This window comes from Flavobacterium sp. J27 (assembly GCF_004303025.1).
Classification (GTDB): Bacteria; Bacteroidota; Bacteroidia; order Flavobacteriales; family Flavobacteriaceae; genus Flavobacterium.
In genome coordinates this window covers 5327-25382 of sequence record NZ_PJQW01000009.1, presented here as the reverse complement: position 1 = coordinate 25382, position 20056 = coordinate 5327, and the positions used below count along the sequence as shown (strand labels likewise).

At 32.6% G+C, this 20056-nt stretch carries 14 protein-coding genes; 4 read left to right on the top strand and 10 right to left on the bottom strand.

The features are described 5' to 3' along the window. The first annotated feature begins 9 nt into the window (after positions 1–9). The gene (locus CX675_RS13015) at positions 10–585 is read left to right on the top strand and encodes a hypothetical protein (protein ID WP_130735679.1); all 576 of its coding nucleotides are present in this window, start codon (positions 10–12) and stop codon (positions 583–585) included. A gap of 32 nt (positions 586–617) precedes the next feature. Here the strand turns inward: CX675_RS13015 and CX675_RS13010 are convergent, their stop codons facing one another. The 10 genes from CX675_RS13010 to CX675_RS12965 form a co-directional block, all read right to left on the bottom strand. Continuing rightward, positions 618–1829: an NAD(P)/FAD-dependent oxidoreductase gene (locus CX675_RS13010; RefSeq protein WP_130735678.1), complete on the bottom strand. Its 1212-nt coding sequence runs from the start codon at positions 1827–1829 to the stop codon at positions 618–620. Next, entirely contained in the window at positions 1826–2503 is a 678-nt protein-coding gene (locus CX675_RS13005) for a glycerophosphodiester phosphodiesterase family protein (RefSeq protein ID WP_130735677.1), read from the bottom strand. The genes CX675_RS13010 and CX675_RS13005 overlap by 4 nt, the downstream gene beginning before the upstream one ends. Positions 2504–2585: 82 nt before the next feature. Further along, the gene (locus CX675_RS13000) at positions 2586–4031 is read right to left on the bottom strand and encodes an alpha-amylase family glycosyl hydrolase (RefSeq protein WP_130735676.1); all 1446 of its coding nucleotides are present in this window, start codon (positions 4029–4031) and stop codon (positions 2586–2588) included. 10 nt (positions 4032–4041) lie between these two features. Further along, positions 4042–4977, bottom strand: coding sequence for an alpha/beta hydrolase (locus CX675_RS12995; RefSeq protein WP_130735675.1), 936 nt, complete (start codon positions 4975–4977; stop codon positions 4042–4044). Then, on the bottom strand, positions 4978–6819 hold the full coding sequence (locus CX675_RS12990; protein ID WP_130735674.1) for a glycoside hydrolase family 13 protein: 1842 nt from the start codon (positions 6817–6819) through the stop codon (positions 4978–4980). 57 nt (positions 6820–6876) lie between these two features. Then, positions 6877–8991, bottom strand: a complete 2115-nt coding sequence (locus tag CX675_RS12985) for a glycoside hydrolase family 97 protein (RefSeq protein WP_130735673.1) — start codon at positions 8989–8991, stop codon at positions 6877–6879. Between the two features lies 1 nt (position 8992). Further along, positions 8993–11290: a glycoside hydrolase family 65 protein gene (locus tag CX675_RS12980; protein ID WP_130735672.1), complete on the bottom strand. Its 2298-nt coding sequence runs from the start codon at positions 11288–11290 to the stop codon at positions 8993–8995. 1 nt (position 11291) lies between these two features. Next, a complete protein-coding gene (pgmB, locus tag CX675_RS12975) occupies positions 11292–11948 on the bottom strand; it encodes a beta-phosphoglucomutase (RefSeq protein ID WP_130735671.1) in 657 nt (218 codons plus the stop codon). Further along, on the bottom strand, positions 11938–13464 hold the full coding sequence (locus CX675_RS12970; protein ID WP_130735670.1) for an MFS transporter: 1527 nt from the start codon (positions 13462–13464) through the stop codon (positions 11938–11940). Before CX675_RS12970 ends, pgmB begins: the two co-directional genes overlap by 11 nt. A gap of 201 nt (positions 13465–13665) precedes the next feature. Next, the gene (locus CX675_RS12965; protein WP_130735669.1) at positions 13666–14688 is read right to left on the bottom strand and encodes a LacI family DNA-binding transcriptional regulator; all 1023 of its coding nucleotides are present in this window, start codon (positions 14686–14688) and stop codon (positions 13666–13668) included. A gap of 227 nt (positions 14689–14915) precedes the next feature. On the opposite strand from CX675_RS12965, the gene CX675_RS12960 reads away from it, so the two are divergent. The 3 genes from CX675_RS12960 to CX675_RS20010 form a co-directional block, all read left to right on the top strand. After that, on the top strand, positions 14916–17987 hold the full coding sequence (locus CX675_RS12960) for a SusC/RagA family TonB-linked outer membrane protein (RefSeq protein WP_130735668.1): 3072 nt from the start codon (positions 14916–14918) through the stop codon (positions 17985–17987). A 10-nt stretch (positions 17988–17997) separates the two neighbouring features. Beyond that, the gene (locus tag CX675_RS12955; RefSeq protein WP_130735667.1) at positions 17998–19539 is read left to right on the top strand and encodes a RagB/SusD family nutrient uptake outer membrane protein; all 1542 of its coding nucleotides are present in this window, start codon (positions 17998–18000) and stop codon (positions 19537–19539) included. A gap of 18 nt (positions 19540–19557) precedes the next feature. Further along, positions 19558–20056, top strand: a 499-nt coding sequence (locus CX675_RS20010) for a SusE domain-containing protein (RefSeq protein ID WP_205728635.1), incomplete at its 3' end; no start/stop codon positions are given.

Below are 20056 nucleotides of genomic sequence, written 5' to 3'. Positions count from 1 at the left end.
TATAATACTATGAATTTACCTTGTTTTATCATTCCAGCCTTGGTAGGTGTTATTTGTGCTATATTAGGCTATTTACTTGGAAAAATGTTTTCTAGTAAAGCAACAATAGATGTTTCTTCTTTGCAAGACGATTTAGATAGTTGTAATCGGATGAACTCTCAATTGCGTTCTGATTTGGATAAAATGCGTGCTCAATTGAATGATCAAAATAAGATGAAAGCTAGTTTTGCAACTGAAGTGAAACCCATTCAAGAGACCAGTGTTTCATCAGTAGTAACTGTTGTTTTTGATGCTCTTGCTGCTAAAGCAGTTTTTGGTAAAAAGATTAATGAAAATGATTTAAAAATTATAGAAGGAATCGGTCCAAAAATTGAAGAATTATTCAAAACTTCTGGAATTTTAACATGGAAAGCTTTGTCAGAAACATCAGTAGATAGATGTCGGGAAATTTTAAACAAAGCGGGGGAGCGTTTCCAAATTCATGATCCAGGAACTTGGCCAAGACAAGCTAAATTATGTTATGAAGGAAAATGGCAAGAATTGAAAGATTGGCAAACCATATTAGATGGCGGAAGAGAAAAATAAAATAAAAAAGACCAGTTTTAAACCGGTCTTTTTTATTTTAATGCCTCACTAATTAAAAACCCTCCAGTCCAAGCATTCTGAAAATTAAATCCACCAGTAATAGCATCAATATTTAATATTTCGCCAGCCAAATAAAGGTTTGGTAAACTTTTACTCTCCATTGATTTAAAATTAATTTCTTTTAAATCAATACCTCCTGCAGTTACAAATTCTTCTTTAAAAGTACTTTTACCATTCACTTGAAAATGACCATTGGTTAACTGTTCGGCTAAAGTGATTAATTGTTTTTTGGAACAATCAGCCCATTTTAGATCACGGGCTATGCCAGCTGCTTGGGTTAGATTTTCCCATAATCGTTTTGGGAAATCAAAAGGACAAAACGTAGCTATTTGTTTTTTACTATTTTCAACTTTTAGTTCTTTTAAGGTTTCTATACACTCTTCAAAAGAAATTTCGTTTAACCAATTCACTTGCAATGTAAATTGGTATTTTTTTTCAAATAAAATACGTGCACCCCATGCAGATAGCCTTAAAATGCCAGGACCACTCATTCCCCAATGTGTAATCAATAAAGGTCCTGATGCTTTTAAATTCGTTCCTTTTACTTTTACAGTTGCCAAAGCAGAAAGTCCCATTAAATCTTTTATTCTTGGGTCCTTAATATTAAAGGTAAATAAAGAGGGAACAGGTGGAACAATGGTGTGTCCTAATTGCCGCAACATATCCCAAATCTTTGGGTTACTTCCAGTAGTTACTACGACTTTTTTACACAAAAATGAATCAGAATTAGTGTCTACTTTCCAGCCCATTTCTTTTTTAAATAGAGATTGTACACTCTGAAAGGTAAGAATATCTATTTTAAGTTTTTTGCAAGCATCTAAAAAACAGTTTATTATGGTTTGGGAAGAATCGGTTTCTGGAAACATTCTGCCATCTTCTTCTATTTTTAATGAAACGCCATGATTGGTAAACCATTCAATGGTGTCTCCAGAACAAAATTGATTGAATGGTCCTTTAAGTTCTCTTTCGCCTCTAGGGTAAAATTTGACTAAATCATTGGGAATAAAACAAGCATGAGTCACATTACACCTTCCACCACCTGAGATTTTTACCTTAGATAACACTTCTTTTCCGCGTTCTAAAATAGCGATTTTGTAACTTTTATTTTTTTCAGCAATATTAATTGCGGTAAAAAAACCAGCGGCTCCACCTCCAATAATTAGGATGTCGTATTTTGTATTCATATTCTGTCTGGAAAATCGGAAATAATACCATCAATTGGAAACTTTTTTACGTGTTCAATGTCTAGAGCATCATTCACTGTCCATGTATTTATCTTTAGATTGTTTTCTTTAGCAAAATTACAATTGTCGGTCGTTAAAAGTGAAAAATGAGGATGAATATAAGTAGCTTGGAATTTTTTTGCCCATTCTATAGCTTGTTCTACACTAGCTTGAGTTAAAACCGCTAGAAGTATTTTGGAACCCAAATGATAAAAAGTTTCTAATTCCTCATATTGAAAACTAGAAACAATAAAATCAGAATATTGCCAGCCGTTTTTTTGAACATAATCTTCAATTATCAAAGCGGTAGCTTGAGCAGTATGATGTCCTTTTAGTTCAATATTTATATTACATTTTCTATCAATCAAGTCTAATGTTTCAATTAAGGTTGGAATGTAATAGTGATTTGTGATTTTTAATTGCTGTAATTGTTCCAACGTAAATTTCGAAATTTCACCTTCACCATTCGTTAGTCTTTCTAATGTGAAATCATGAAAAACAACCAGTTCACCGCTAGCACATTGGTGTACATCTAATTCGATAGCATCCACACCTAAATCAATTGCTTTTTGGAAGGATTCTAATGTGTTTTCTGTAAGGTGACCTTTGGCACCACGATGACCTATTTTTTGCATACTCAAATATACGAAAAAGCGCGAATCTAAAAGTGGAGATTCGCGCAATTCAAACAAACAAACAGGTAAACATGAACCTGTACTATTGCAAAATTACAAATTTCCAAGGTTTCAATTCTATATTTTGATTTTTATTTAACGAAAAATCATCATTTGTAAGTAAATTTTTGAATTTCCCTTCTAAATCTGTGGTGAAATTTTGATTGTTTTGGGATAAATTGGCTATAAAAATGACTTTTTCTCCATTTTTCTCTCTTTCAAAGACCAAAATATTTTGGTTGTTAGAGGTTGGAATTCTTTTATAAGCCGCTTTGTTTTTACCTCCGTTTAAGGCCACTTGATTCACTTTTAAACCACCCAATTTTTTGAAAATAGCCCAATTTTTTCCTTTCGCTTTTGGAATAGAATCTTTTTCAAAAAACTTTAAACGACGATCTAAACCATATTCGTCACCACTATAAATTAAAGGCATTCCAGGAGTCATATAGGATAGTGCTATCATTACTTCTGAAGCATCTCCTAATCTTTCTTGAATGGTTCCATTCCATGAGTTTTCATCATGATTGTCTACAAAATTCATTAAAATGTCGTCCGCTTCATATTCTTTTAGTCTTTTATCCATGAAGCTGTCCCAGTTTGTTACATTTTCTTTTCCTTGCGCTATTTTATTCATCGTATGATGTCCTTCCCAAGAATAACACATGTCAAAAAGATTGTCTTTTAATAATTCGGGTTCCCAAGCTTCTGCTAGCATGAAAATGTTTTTTTCTTTACGTAAAGCAGGAATGGCTTGTTGCCAAAAATCAGTAGGAACATTACCCGCAACATCACAACGAAAACCATCTATGTTTTCATTTTTAATCCAATGTAACATGTCATTTGTCATGGTTTTACGAAGCTCTTGATTGTTATAATTCAAGTCGGCCACATCAGTCCAGCCCCAAGTTTCCCCTGTTTCAGGGTTAATAGGGTCTATAATTTCACCTTTTTCATTTTGGGTGTAGAATTCTGGATGTTCTTTAATCCAAACATGATCCCAACCCGTATGATTAGGTACCCAATCTAGAATAACATACATACCATTATCATGAGCTGTAGTTACTAGATTACGTAAATCTTCAATAGTTCCAAATTCAGGATTTACTTTCTTAAAATCCGAAACAGCATAATAACTGCCTAGATATTTTGCTTGTTCTGCTTCTGGCATTTCGAAAGCGAATTTGCTGTTTTCTCCACCTGTAGCTTTTCGTTTCGTTTCAGAAATTGGGAAAATAGGCATCAACCAAATGATTTTAACACCTAACTCTTTTAATTGTGGAATGTCTTTGGTAAATGCATTAAAAGTACCTTCTGCGGAATATTGACGAATATTGGCTTCATAAATAACAGCATTTTCAGCCATTTCAGGTGAAAATTCGACTATTTCTTTTGTGGTATCAGCAATTGGTTCACTAATTGTTTCTTTATTATCTTCTTTACAACTCCATAATGATACTAGAATTGATAAGGCTACGATTGTTTTTTTCATATGTTTTATTTTATTTTTTAAAAAGGAATTCCATTGGAATATGGATCCGCTTTTGCCATGAATTTTCGGAATGATTTTCACCTTCAAATTTTAGATTTTTTGAATTTGAATTGGTGTATCCTTTTTCTTTTAAGATTTCATCTACTCGGTATTCATATTTCAAATAACTTGCATCTAAGGTTTCAGTACCATAATCGAAATAAATGCTATGGTTTTTAGGATCGGGTAGCTTTTTCGTTAAATACCTAAAAAAAGATTCTGGAATAGGATTGTTTTCAAAATCTAGAAAACCTACCCAATGTGTCGATAAACAGGCAGCTTTTCCAAAGATCTCAGGGTATTCGCAAAGCGCGTACATAGAAATTAAACCACCCATGCTAGAACCCATAATCGCAGTATGATTTGCAGTAGTATACACTGGATACGTTTTGTCTATATAAGGTTTTACCTCTTCTACAATAAATTTCAAATAATTATCCGAATTAATTTTTGTTGCATCAAAAGGGAAATGTGATTTTTGTATTTCATCTTGTAACCTTTCTTTCCATGCTTCAGAAAGTAAATCATAAGGCTTTTTCGGATATAAATCCGTATGACGTAATTCTGGAATATTCCAAATAGCGACCACAATAAAATCATTCACTTTATTTTCTTCCATTAGTTTAGAAGCTACTTCATCTACTTGCCATTCTTGATTGTTCCAAGTTGTTGTTGCGTCGAACAACATTTGTCCATCGTGCATATACAACACATTGTATTTTTTTGTGGCAGTATATGCTTTGGGTAACCAAACATCTACCGTTCGTGGAACAATAAATTGAGAAGGGAAACTATTGATACGTTCTATTTTGCCTTCAAAATTACCTGAATTTTCAAGAGTATACGAAAGAATGTTGTCTTGACAAAAAGCGAAACTACTTAACAATAGGAATATAAATTTTTTCATTTATTGTAATTCTAAAATTAATGCGGTTTTCCCTTCTATTGAAAGTTCGTTATTCAATTTTAGGGTTTCATTAGAAATAATATCTTTACCTGAAGTGAATTTTTTTATGTTTTCTTCAAATCGATTGAGATTAAGAGTTTGGTTGTTCAAAGAGTTGTTAAGAATAACCATAACACTTTCAGTGTCATTATGACGAAAATACACATATACATTGTTTTCAGGAATATAATGGGTTAATTTACCAGAATGTATAACCGTTTTATTTTTTCTCCAATTCAAAAGTTTTTTTGAAAAATTGAAATATTGTTTTTGCATTTCGGTTCTTCCTGAATTGGTAAAAGCGTTATTTGAATCGCCTTTCCAGCCGCCCGGAAAATCTTGACGAATATCTGCATCACCTTTTCCTTTATTACCCGCCATTCCAATTTCTGAACCATAATAAATTTGAGGAATTCCCCTAGTAGTTGCTAATAAAGTCATCCCTAACTGGAATTTTTTAAAGTCATTTTTATAAATTTCGTTAAAACGACCCGTGTCATGATTTTCGATAAACACTAATAAATTATTCGGATTATCATACAAGAAATCATTGACAAAATTTTCATAGAATTTAATTGTTCCATTAGACCAATTAGCTTCATTTTCATTAAAAACTGAACCAAAAGCATCATGTAAGGTAAAATCCATGACACTTGGCAAGTAAGAATTATAACTTTGAATTTTTGCAATGGGACTGTTTTTTTGCCAATAGGATATTTGTGCTTGATCGTGCATCCACACTTCGCCTACAATATTAAAATAAGGATACTCATCCGTAATTGCTTTTGTCCATTTGGCAATACCGTCTTTGTCATTATAAGAATACGTGTCTACTCGATAACCATCAAGATCTGCAAATTCGATCCACCAAATCGCATTTTGTATCAAGTAATTTAATACTAAAGGGTTGGATTGATTTAAATCGGGCATGCTAGGTACAAACCATCCGTCCATACAATATTTAGCATCGCGTTTAGATCCATTAGTATCGTATTGAGTAGTCATTCGATAATTACTTTGTGCGTAACCTGGAAATTGATGGAACCAATCGTAAGAAGGCATGTCTTTAAACATCCAATGTTCAGCACCCCAATGATTCGTAACATAATCTTTAATCAATTTAAGATTGCGTTTGTGCATTTCTGAAGCCAGTCTTTTGTAGTCTTCATTGGTTCCATAACGAGCGTCAATTTGGTACACATCCGATTGACCATAAGTGTGGTAAGAATACCCTTTGTCGTTATCTTCGCAAAGAGGAGTAGACCAAATTGCTGTTGCTCCTAATTCTTGTATATAGTCCAAATGATCGATAATTCCTTGTATATCTCCACCATGTCTTCCGCCAGGTAAATCTCTATTTCCTTTTTCTGTTAAATTAGGAGAAGAGTCATTGGCTTCATTACCATTGGCAAAACGATCTGGCATTAGTAAATAGATAACATCAGATGCATCGAAGCTTTTTCTAATGGCTGAATCGGCTCTTCTTTTTTTAATTTCAAAAGGTTGAGAAAAAGTCTTCTTGCCATTTTTAAAAGTGAATTCTAGAGTTTGAGCCTTTATAGTTTTTGTATCTATGGTTACAAATAAATAATTTGGATTTTCGGTTTTCGTTAGGTTGGTAATAATTACGGGTTTTGATACAGTTACCGAATTTTCAGCAATATCTTTTCCATAAAATAAAATTTGTATTTCGCTTTTTTTCATGCCCTCATACCAAAAAGGAGGTTCCATTTTTGTGATTTGAGCCATAGAAAGAGTAGTAAAGAATATGGCGAATAATAAGATGAGCTTATTTTTTTTCATTTCAATTTGGTATTAAATGAAAAAGACAGCAATTTATAACCACTGTCTTTTGTAATATTATTTTATTTCTACGATGCTAATCGCATAGCCACCGCCTGCTGCAGAAGTCATTTTTAATTTTGACTTGTGGGTTACTTTTTGTTTTGTAATCGTATAAGCTTGCGGGTTTGTTTTGTAATCTGCATTTTTAGCATCGGCATAGATAGTCGCTTCGTATTTTTTGTCTTTATCTAGGAAATCCAAGTTTATTGTTGCGGTTCTTGGACTTGCCCCGTTATTATTTCCAATAAACCAGTTGTTAGAATTTTTATCTTTTCTCGCAATGGTGATATAATAACCAGGTTCTGCTTCAAGATATTTTGAGGTAGACCAAGCTACAGGAACATCTTTAATGAATTGAAAAGCATCTAAAAAGCGATTGTAATTTTCTGGCAAATCGGCAGCCATTTGTAATGGGCTATACATTACTACATACAAACCTAATTGATTCGTTAAGGTAGTATTTACATGGGAATCATTATTTGGGTTTACTTTTGAGATATCCATTTCAAATACGCCAGGAGTATAATCCATTGGTCCACCAATTAATCTCGTAAAAGGTAAAATGGTAGTGTGGTTTGGTTTTGAACCTCCAAAAGCTTGAAATTCGGTCCCTCTTGCAGATTCATTTCCAATCATATTTGGGTAGGTTCTACAAATTCCCGTTGGACGAACCGCTTCATGCGCATTTACCATAATTTTATAATCTACTGCTTTTTCAATGACATATTGGTAATGATTGAGTATCCATTGACTATAATGATGTTCACCTCGAGGTAACATATCACCCACATAACCTGTTTTTACTGCTTCGTACCCGTGTTTATTCATAAATTGAAAGGCTTGATCTAAATGACGCTCATAATTACGAGCTGAACCCGATGTTTCATGATGCATAATCATTTTAACTCCCTTTGACTTAGCATATTCATGAATACCTTCCACATCAAAATCTGGATATGGACTCACAAAATCGAAAACATAATCTTTGGATTGACCAAACCAGTCTTCCCAACCTTGGTTCCAACCTTCTACTAATACACCATCAAATCCATGTAAAGCAGCAAAATCAATTAACTCTTTTACATGTTTTGTATTTGCTCCATGCGTACCGTTTGGTTTTGCTTTTGAATAATCTGTAATTCCTAATTGAATGGAAGGGAAGTCATTGGTATACGACCATGAACTTTTACCTGTAATCATTTCCCACCAAACCCCTACATATTTTACTGGCTTTATCCATGATGTGTCTTCAATTTTACAAGGTTCGTTAAGATTTAATGTCATTCTGGATGCTAAAATATCTCTGGCATCATAACTTGCGATAATAGTTCTCCATGGAGAAACACAAGGGGCTTGTAAATGGCCTTTGTTATCTTGTGCATCAGGAGTTAAATGCGATTGAAAAACTAGGTTCTTATCGTCTAAATTAAGGTGCATACAAGAATAATCAATTAAGGCAGCTTCATGAATGTTGAGGTATAAGCCATCAGCCGCTTTCATCATTAAAGAAGTTTGTACACCTGTTTCAGAAAATTGTTCTTGAGAAGCATTCGTAGTTAATGCGGTTTGAAATAAATCTCTTATTTCAGAAAGTTTCGATTCTGTATAATCATATTCTTGCGTATCATAGTCACCTGGAATCCAAAAAGCGGTATGATCACCAGTCATGGCAAACTCGGTTCTTTCTTCTTTAATTGTAAAATAGACAAGGTTTTTTTGTTGTGGGAATTCATATCTAAAGCCAAGTCCATCATTAAATAATCGAAAGCGAATAATTATTTCTCGATCTGTTTTATTTTGCTTGAGGAGAACCGCTAATTCATTGTAGTGATTTTGGATTTCTGTTTCTTCACCCCAAACTGTTTTCCAAGTTTCATTGAAAGTAGCTGGAGTTGCTTGAACAATTGTAAAATCATTTAAAAGTGATTTAGAATCATTTTGTAATTCTAATCCTAATTTACTTTTTTTGATAATTTCTTTATTCAAATAGGTCAATTGGTAAGTAGGAGTTCCATCATTTAGTAAAGCAAAATGCATTACAAATTTCCCATTTGGTGATTTTAACTCTTGCGCTTGAACATTTAAAAAGGATAGCGCTACTAAAATTAGTAGTGTTTTAATTGTATTCATTTTACTGGTTTTTAACTAATTGTGGTGTTCCGTTTACAACAATATCTATTTCTTGATTACCTTCTACGGTTACTTTGGTTTCTTGATGGCTGACTTCTACTTTTACAATAGCATTTCTGAAGTTAATTTTGAATGAATAGCCTTGCCATTGTGAAGGAATTCTTGGTTCAAAATGCAATACATTGTTTTTAATACGCATTCCTCCAAAGCCTTCCACAATACTCATCCATGTACCTGCCATAGAAGTAATATGTAGCCCTTCATGAACTTCTTTGTTGTAATCATCTAAATCCAAACGAGAAGTGCGCAAATAAAAAGTATAGGCTTGTTCCATTCGGCCTAAAACTGCAGCTTGGATAGAGTGAACGCAAGGAGAAAGTGAACTTTCATGAACAGTAAAGGGTTCGTAAAAGTCAAAATGTTTTTCTAATTGTTCTTTAGTAAAGTGATCTTCAAAAAAATAAAACCCTTGAAGGATGTCAGCTTGTTTAATATATGGAGAACGTAAAATGCGATCCCATGACCACTTTTGATTGATTGGACGTTGCGATTTGTCTAAATCAGAAACTTTAACCAATTCTTTATCTAAGAAACCATCTTGTTGAAGAAATACACCATATTCTTCTGAATATGGGAAATATAGGTTGTCGGCTACTTTTTTCCATGACGTTAATTCGTTATCATTCAGATTCACTTTTTGCATTATACGTAAGTAATCTGAGTGATATTCCGCATTCACTTTCTGGATTTGATCAAAAGTATAATCAATACACCATTTAGCGATGTAATTTGTGTACCAATTATTGTTTACATTATTTTCGTATTCATTAGGTCCAGTAACACCTAAAATAACATATTTGTTTTTATGTTTTGAAAAGGTGGCTCTTTGGAACCAAAAACGAGCAATACCAATTAAAACTTCTAATCCTTTTTCGGGTATATAAGAATAATCACCAGTGTATCTATAATAGTTGAAAATAGCAAATGCAATAGCACCATTACGATGAATTTCTTCATGAGTTATTTCCCATTCGTTATGACATTCTTCTCCATTCATAGTAACCATTGGATATAAAGCAGCACCATTTTTAAAACCTAAGTTGTTTTGCGCATTTTCAATGGCTTTGTCTAATTGATTATAGCGATATTCTAATAAACTTCTAGCTACATTTTGATTTTTTGTAGCCATATAAAATGGGATACAATACGCTTCGGTATCCCAATAAGTTGAACCGCCATATTTTTCCCCAGTAAATCCTTTCGGGCCTATATTTAATCGAGAATCTTTACCTAAATAGGTTTGGTTTAATTGAAAAATATTAAATCGAATGCCTTGTTGTGCTTTAACATCACCATCTATAGTGATGTCGCTCATTTCCCAAATTTTTGCCCAAGCTTCTTTTTGTTGGTTTAAAAGACCGTCAAATCCTTTTGAATTCGCTTTCTCCAAAACTTTTTTAGCCGCAAGAATTAAATTGTCTTCAGTATGGTTTGTAGAAACTGTATACCCGCCAAGTTTTTGAATACTAACAGTTTGTCCTTTAGTTGCGGCTATTTCGTAAGAAAAGGAAATTTTAGAAGTTTCTTTGTGTACTTCAACAGGCAAAACATTAGCGGTAGCATTATTAACTAAAATACTATTTTGCATAAATGTGGCAACCACAAAATTTGTTTTTAAGGTACGCGCAACAATAAATGCCTTGTTTTCATCATGCCTAATAGTTGAAGTTTCCCAAAACTTTTCTTCCCAATTGGTGTCTTCATTTTCAATTCCAGCGTCTAGGTAAGGTTTGAAAACCACTTTTGCGTCAGAGTTTACAGGCGTTACTTCATATTTAATGGCGCCTAGTTCGTCTAAATCTAAAGAAAGAAAACGAGTTACATTAACTTGGACCTGTGTGTTATTTTGAAGAATTGCTTCGAAAGAACGATTGTACCAACCTTCTTTCATATTTAATTCTCTTCTGAAATTTTTAATTTCTTTACAGGTAGCTAAATCGAGTGATTCACCATTAATCTCAACAACGATTCCTATCCAGTTAGGAGCATTTAAGACTTTGGCAAAATATTTTGGATACCCATTTTTCCACCAACCTACTTTAGTTTTGTCTGGATAATACACTCCAGCAATATAACTACCTTGAAAAGTACTGCCAGAATAGTCTTCTTCAAAATTAGCTCTTTGTCCCATAGCACCATTTCCGATACTAAATAAACTTTCTGAGGATTTTACACTTGCTGCATTAAATCCTTCTTCAATAATTGACCAATTATTTGGTATGATATAATCCTGATTCATTTTATTTTTTCAATAAATTGTCTAAAAAAATTGTGTCTATGAAAGTAAAGTTAGGAAACACATATTGTGCTTCGTGCAGTACTTCTTTTTCACCTATTCCAATACTTGTCATTTGAGCGATATTAGCTGCTTGAATACCTGCAACAGAGTCTTCAAAAACAATACAATTTGTAGGAATTGCGTTCATTTTCTTTGCGCCTTGTAAGAATACTTCTGGGTCTGGTTTGGCATTAGTCACATCATTACCGTCTACTATGACATCAAAATAGTGTATAATATTCGTTTTTTCAAGAATTGGTCTTGCGTTTTTACTAGCACTTCCTAACACAATATTTTGATTATGCTCTTTAAGGTAATTTAAAACAGACAATACACCTGGTAAAATTTCAGATTGATTAACTGTGTCTATATAAGTTAAATACTCTGTGTTTTTTTGGAGTAACCATTTTTCTTTATCTTCTGTAGACGCTTTAATATTGCCTAATTCTAAGATGATATCCAAAGAGCGAACTCGACTTACTCCCTTTAACTGTTCATTGTGTTCTGGTGTAAAATCTATTCCTAATTGTGAGGCCAATCGTTGCCACGCTAAAAAATGATATTTAGCCGTATCAACAATAACTCCATCTAAGTCAAATATGAAAGTTTTATTGCTCATTAATATTCAATTTTCTTTTAGTTTTTACGGTTAATGTTAACAGTCCAGCAAAAATCATTGAAAAACCTCCAATGATTAAAGCATAAACCGGCTGATCGTTAAAAAAGGTATTCACTAAAAAGCCTAAAATAGTTCCTGCTACGATTTGGGGAATAACAATGAAAAAGTTAAAGACGCCCATATAATATCCCATTTTATTAGAAGGTAAAGCACCAGACAACATGGCATATGGTATTGAGAGAATACTTGCCCAAGCAATACCTACTCCTACCATAGCTAATAATAGTCCCGTTTTGTCTGATAAGAAATAAATAGAAATTAATCCTAAACCACCAGCAACTAAAGCTAACATATGCGTAAATTTATTACTAGTTCTTTTTGCTATTACTGGAAGTAAGAATGCAACAGCTGCTGCCACACCATTATAAACAGTAAACATAACACTAACCCAATCTGCGGCGTCATTATATATTTTTGATGTAGTGTCAAAAGTGTTAAATACGTGCCCAGTCACCGATTTTGTGGTGTAAATCCACATAGAAAATAGGGCAAACCAAGAAAAGAATTGCACCCATGCTAATTGTTTCATGGTTTTAGGCATGTTTAATAAATCGGTAACAATAACAGTGAATCCATTTCTAACTTTTGCTTTACGAAGTTGAGAAACGACAATAAAAAGGATTCCAGTTATAAATAAGCCTATAGCTAAAATATACAGTTCTTTATGCTTATTGTCTTCTTTATTAATGTGGTAAACATAAGTTAATGCTATTGCGCCTATGGTGGTTAGTATCATTCCATAGTTGAACTGTTTTTTCACAGGAACCAATGATTGGCTGTTTTCAATCTTATTTGGTTGAGGTTCTTTTATTTTTTCAAATTGCTCTAATTCTTCAGGAGAATATTCTTTGGAATTAAAAACAGTCCATAATACTGCTATAAGAAATACAAAACCGCCTATGTAAAATGACCATTTAACAGAAGGAGGAATAATTCCAGCTGGAGCAGTATTTTCTATTCCAAACCAGTTTGTGAAAATATAGGGTAATGCAGAACCTACTACAGCACCTACACCAATAAAGAAACTTTGCATAGAAAATCCTAAAGTACGTTGTCTTTCTGGTAAATTGTCACCCACAAAAGCTCTAAAAGGCTCCATAGAAATATTAATGGAAGAGTCCATAATCCAAAGCGTACCAATTGCTACCCATAATGTGGGAGAATTTGGCATAATGCATAAGGCAATAGATGATAATAGAGCACCTGCTAAAAAGTAGGGTCTGCGCCTTCCAAGTTTTGTCCAAGTTCTATCTGAAAAGTAACCTACTATAGGTTGCACAATAAGTCCAGTTAATGGAGCTGCTAACCAATAGAGACCAATTTTATCTACTTCAGCACCAAGAGTATCGAAAATTCTTGAGGTGTTAGCATTTTGTAATGCAAAACCAAACTGAATTCCTAAAAAACCGAAACTCATGTTCCAAATTTCCCAGAAACTTAACTTACGCTTTTCCATTATCGTAATTTTTAATTGATTTACGATAAGCGTTATTGCTTATCAAAACTTAATAGTGTAGAAGTGTATTATAAGCTTTGATTGAGTACAAATATATATCTTATTTTATTCTAAAAAATTTTTTTAACTACTTTTTTTCTTGTAAATAGTGTTTTTTTTTATTTTTTAAGATATTGTTTTTCAGTTGTTTATGGTGAACTATCACGTTTGCGTAGATTCTCTGGAAATGAGGTTTGTCTCAATTACTTCAGTGCGATATCTTTCGTCTTCCTCATCTTCGGCTTCTAGTCTTTCAATAAGCATTTCAGCCGCTTTTCTTCCCATTTTTACACCATTCTGACTTACAGTAGTGATAGTTGGAGTTGAAAATTTTGAAATGATTCCATCTGTAAATGCAATTATTGACATCTCGTCTGGAATTTTCACTCCTTTTTTTAATGCTTCTTTAATTGCAACTACAGCAAAAAGCTCATTTACAGCAAAAACGCCATCGATTTCTTGTTCCAAAATTAGTTTTTGGATAACATCAGAACAGTTGTCAATGTCTTCAATTTTTAAAATGATATCTTCATTAATAGGTATGTTATGATCGGTTAACGCTTTCAAGTACCCTTCGGTTCTTAATTTGCCTACACTCACATAATCTACTGTAGTAATTAAAGCAATTTTTTTCCTTCCTTCTTCAATTAAGTAATTAACTGCTTGATAAGCCGCTAATAAATCATCGATAATAACTTTGTCTGCTAGAATTTCATTGGCTACTCTATCAAACATAACAATAGGCATGCCTTGGTTGATTACCTCTTGTAAATGGTGAAAGTCTTTTTTTTGTTGTGTTTCTTTTGAAAGCGACATGATAAAACCGTCAGTACTTCCGTTAGCCAGCATTTCTAAGTTGATTACTTCTTTGTCAAAAGATTCATCAGAGAGACACACAATAACATTATAGCCTTGTTCGTTTGCTACTTGTTCTACACCACTAATTACAGTGGCAAAAAAGTGATGTACAATTTCAGGAATAATAATACCTATAGTCTTTGTTTTTTTATTTTTTAAACTTAAGGCAATGTTGTTTGGTTTGTAATTATATAGTTTTGCAAATGCTTGAACTTTTAAACGAGTATCTTCACTAATTTCAGGACTGTTTTTTAAAGATTTGGATACAGTAGAAATTGATACATCTAATTCTTTGGCAATTTGTTTTAAAGTTACTTTTCTTTTCATTGCATTTTTTGTAAATTTAATATTTTCAATAAAAGTACTTTTATTTTTCTTAGTATCGTAATTTTAATGTAAAAAATGCATTGAATTAATAAAGTTTTCAACACGAAAACGTTTTCGGTATACCATAATTAGAGCTAGGTTTTTTTTTACGCTTTTTTTACATAAATTTAACATTAGAAGTGAATTATAAGCAAAAATAATTAAAGATTTAACCCTAAACAAATTGTATGAAAACATTACAAAAAAAGCTATTTTTTTTAATGCTGGTAGTATTGCCCTTGGGTACTTTTGCACAAAATATTTTAAAAGGTAGAGTGCTAGATAGTGCCACGCAATCCCCATTGCCAAGTGTGAATATATCGGTAGCAAATAGCAACTCAGGAACATCAACAGATTTTGATGGAAACTTCATGCTCTCAAATTTATCAGATGGAGATCAAATTATTTTCTCTTATGTAGGATTTGTAAAACAGACATTTATTTATAAAGGTCAAACAGAAATTACTATTTTAATGACCGAAGATGCGAATCAATTAGAAGGAGTAGTAGTGATTGGTTATGGTTCTGTGAAGAAAGAAGACGCAACGGGATCTTTAGTTTCTGTTACAGCAAAAGATTTTAATAAAGGAGCTATAGTTTCTGCTGATCAATTATTGACTGGTAAAGTTGCTGGTGTTAGAATAACTACAAAGGGTGGTCAGCCTGATTCGGCTCCCAATATCAGAATTAGAGGAGGTTCTTCTTTAAACGCAAATAGTAGTCCGTTAATAGTTATTGATGGGATTCCAGTTGATAATACTACTCAAGCTGGGGTTAGTAATCCATTATCGTTCATTAATCCTAATGATATAGAAAGTTTTACCGTTTTGAAAGATGCGTCTGCATCAGCAATATATGGTTCTCGTGCTTCCAATGGAGTTATAATTATAACAACAAAGAAAGGTACTTCTGGAGAAGCACAATATAATTATTCAGCAAATGTTTCTGTATCAAAAGTTGGTAAAAAAATAGAAGTAATGAATGGAAGTGATTTTACTAAATTTATACAACAATACCATCCTACTTACACGAATTTTTTAGGAATAGATGATCCTAATTCTACAGCTACAGATGATTTGTCTACCCCAAATGTTATAGAAGGAAGAATCTTATTTGATACGGATTGGCAAGATGCAATTTATAGAACTGCAATTTCTACTGATCATAATTTTAGTGCAAAAGCGAATTTGTACAAAGTTTTGCCTATGAGAGCCTCTGTTTCATATACTAAAAACGAAGGAATTGTTAAAACCAATGATTATGAAAGATATAATTACTCATTAAAATTATCACCTAAATTATTTAAAGATCATTTAAAAATTGATGCCAATGCTAGATTAATAAGTGTTGTGAAAAACTCAATTGATGAAGATGGTGCTTTAGGCGGTGCTATTAAAATGGATCCTACTAAACCATTATATGATTATTCAGCTTCAAATAGATTTGGAGGTTATTATCAAGATTTGGTGACAAATTCAAACAATATAAGTGGTCAGTATAACCCTTTAGCTTTATTAGAGCAAAGATCTAGACCAGAAAGAGTATTACGCTTTTTAGGAAATATGGAATTTGATTATAAAATGCATTTTCTTCCAGACCTTAGAGCGGTATTAAATTTAGGAATTGATGCTTCGAAAGCAAGAATAAGAGAGCTTTATACAGATAATGCTTTAGCTACTTATAGAGTAATAAATAGTGATACTGATTTTATTTTCAACCCAGGTATTAATTATTTAGAAAATCAAAAAATGACGAATGTAACAATGGATTCTTATTTGGCTTATAGTAAGTCTTTTGATGGGTTTTTAAATAAATTTGACATTCAAGGTGGTTATTCATATCAGAACTTTAAAAACGATGGGAATAAAGAAATCTACAGATATAATTTAACAACAGGTTTAAGAGAAGTTCAGCCAAATGTTAATAACCCTAATAATAGATATTATAATGTTTTAAATTTACAATCTTTCTTTGGTAGAGCTAATATAGATTTAGCAAATAAATATCTATTAACAGTAACTTTTAGAGCAGATGCTTCATCTTTATTTAGAGAAGACAAAAGATGGGGTTATTTTCCATCTGCCGCTTTAGCTTGGAAGTTAAAACAAGAAAGTTTTCTTACAGATGTATCATTTGTAAATGATGCTAAAATAAGAATTGGAGTGGGTAAAACTGGCCAACAAGATATAACAGCTACAGTGGGCTTTTATCCATCAACTCCTTTGTTTAATGTTGGGAGTACTAGTAGTCAATATTTACAAGGATCAAATTTATACTCGGCTTTAGCCTTTAATGAAGATTTAACATGGGAAAAAACAACCACATATAATTTAGGGCTTGACTTTGATTTCTTCAAAGATAGTTTCTTATCAGGGAGTTTTGATATTTATAAAAAAGAAACTAAAGATTTGTTAGCTAGAGTCCCTTTACCTCCTGGTCAAGGATTAACCGATACATTTGTGAAAAATGTAGGAAGTACTGAAGGAAAAGGTTTTGAATTAAATCTAAATTTTAAACCACTAAAAGAAGATGATTTTAATTTAGACGTATATACAAACTTGGCTTACACTTATATTAAAGTGACAGACTTAAAAGATGTGGATAAAGTTCAAGCTGGTGGAAATTTGCCAACAGGTACAGGGGTTAATATAGCAGACCATGTTGTTGGTCTGCAACCATACTCGTTTTGGGTTTTTGAGCAGTTATATGATGTTGATGGAAACGTTATTCCAGGAGCATTTGTTGATAGAAACGGAGATCATGTTATCAATAATGATGATAGATATTACAAAGCGGCGAGACCAAACTGGACATTTGGATTTGGATTGAATTTTAATTACAAAAATTGGGACTTAAGTTCTAGTTGGAGAGGTCAATTTGGAGGACAAGTTTATAATTCTAGAAAGCTCACTTCAGGATGGGTGGATAGTGCAATTCCGACTAATAATAATAGTTTGTCTAATGTACTTGATTTCTATTCTGGTGAAGCAGACTTAGCTTTTCAAAATTATAATGGAAATGCTACTTTTTCAGATTATTTCTTAGAAGATGCCACTTTCTTAAGATGTGAGAATATAATACTTGGTTATAAATTCAATAAGCTAATTAAAAGTTCTACTTTAAGAGTTTATGGTGCTTTAAACAATCCTTTCTTAATAACTAAGTACACAGGTCAAGATCCTGAAAACTTTAATGCGATTGATACTAATTTTTATCCAAGGCCTAAGTCGTATACTTTTGGTTTAAGTATGGATTTCTAAAAAATGCAATATGAAAAGAATTAAATTATTAAGCTTATTTATTTTGTGTTCTGTTTTGTTCTCTGGTTGTACAGATGATTTAAATACAGAACCAAAAGTAGAATTGTCTTTGGAACAATTACTACAGAAAGATCCAAATGCAATTACAGGTATTATGTCAAAATTGTATGGTTCATTTGCTTTATCTGGACCAGATGGACCAGGTTCTTCAGATATTAGTGACGATCCAGGTGAGTCACCATTCTTGAGAGGAATTATAAATCTACAAGAATTTACAGCAGATGGAATGAAAAACCGTTGGGGAGATAATGGTTTAGATCAGTTAACAACTACATCAAATTGGGATGAAAATAATAAATTCTTTAGATACCTCTATAATCGTGTTTATTATACCGTTCCTCAGTGTAATAATTTATTGGTGGTTCTTAACAATGTTGACGTCCCTAATAAAGAATCAATCATAAGTGAAGTACGATTTTTAAGATCATTAGCCTATTTCTATATGATTGACTGTTTTGGAAAAGGTGTTTTAGTTACTGAAGATAATGCTGGTGTTTCAACACCTTTGCCAGAAGCATCAAGATTAGACTTGTTTAACTTCGTAGAATCAGAGCTTTTGGATATTGAGGATAGAATTGTTACAACAAACGATTACGGTAGAGCTAATAAATCAGTAGTTAGAATGCTATTGGCAAAATTATATTTAAATGCCCAAGTATATACAGGTATTGATAGATATTCAGATGCTTTAACTTATACCAAAAAAGTTATCAATGAAGGAGGGTATAACTTAGCAGTTAATTTTGCTTCAAATTTTACTGGAGATAATAATACTTCTACTGAAATTATTTATCCTTTAATTGCAGATCCATTAGTTAGTCAAAGTTATGGTAATACAACTTACATTGTGAATGGTAGTTTAAATAGTACAACAATGACTTTAAGTACTTATGGAGCAACGCAAGGATGGGCTGGTCATAGAGCTACTAAAGCTTGGTATGGGCTTTTTGGAAATCTATCTACATCAACAGATGATAGAGCACAGCTCTTTTGGACAAATGGTCATACCTACGAAATGACAGATTATAAAGAATGGACAAATGGTTATCCATCTATTAAGTTTAGAAATAATAATTATATGTCAGCTACTACACCAACAGATTTTTCTGGTACGGATTTTCCTTTGTTTAGATTGGCTGATGCTTATCTTATGTATGCTGAATGTGTGGTTAGAGGTGCATCAGGAGGGACTATTACTGATGCAGTTAGTTATGTAAATCAAATCAGAACTCGATCAAATGCAGCAACAATTACAGCTTCTGATTTGGACTTAAATTTTATAATTGATGAAAGAGGTAGAGAGTTGATGTTGGAAGGACATAGAAGAAGTGATTTAATTCGTTTTGGAATGTTTACAGGCGGAAGTTATTTGTGGCCATGGAAAGGAAATGCACTAAATGGTGCGTCTATTCCTGCTACTTATAATGTGTTTCCAATTCCATTGACAGCTCTTCAAGCTAATCCTAATTTGTCACAAAATCCAGGTTATTAACATAAAATTGTTTTAAAAATGAAAAAAATATTAAAAATATCAGCTCTTGTCTTTTTATTAGGTATTAATTTTTCTTGTGAAAATGATGAGCAAGTAACTGTTCAAGCAGATCAAAATCCTCAATTAGTTTCTCCAGTTGATGGTAGTAGTTATGAACTAAACCCTGCTAACCCTAATAATGAGGCAACCACTTTAGTTTGGAATCATGCTAAATATTCAGTTCAAACTGAGGTGAATTATGAAGTTCAAGTAGCTTTGTCAGGAAGTGATTTTTCAACTTTTGAAGTAGGTGGAAATACCACAAGTAGATTTATGACATGGACTGTTGAAACTTTAAACGGATTAATGATGAATTTAGGTGCTATTCCATATAGCCCAACTGATATAGATATAAGATTGAAAGCTTCTTTGGGCTCTAATGCAAGTTTGGTCTCTTATTCGAATGTAATAACTTTAACAGTAACCCCTTATACAACTGACTTACCTAGATTAGCTGTTGCAGGAAACCACCAAGGTT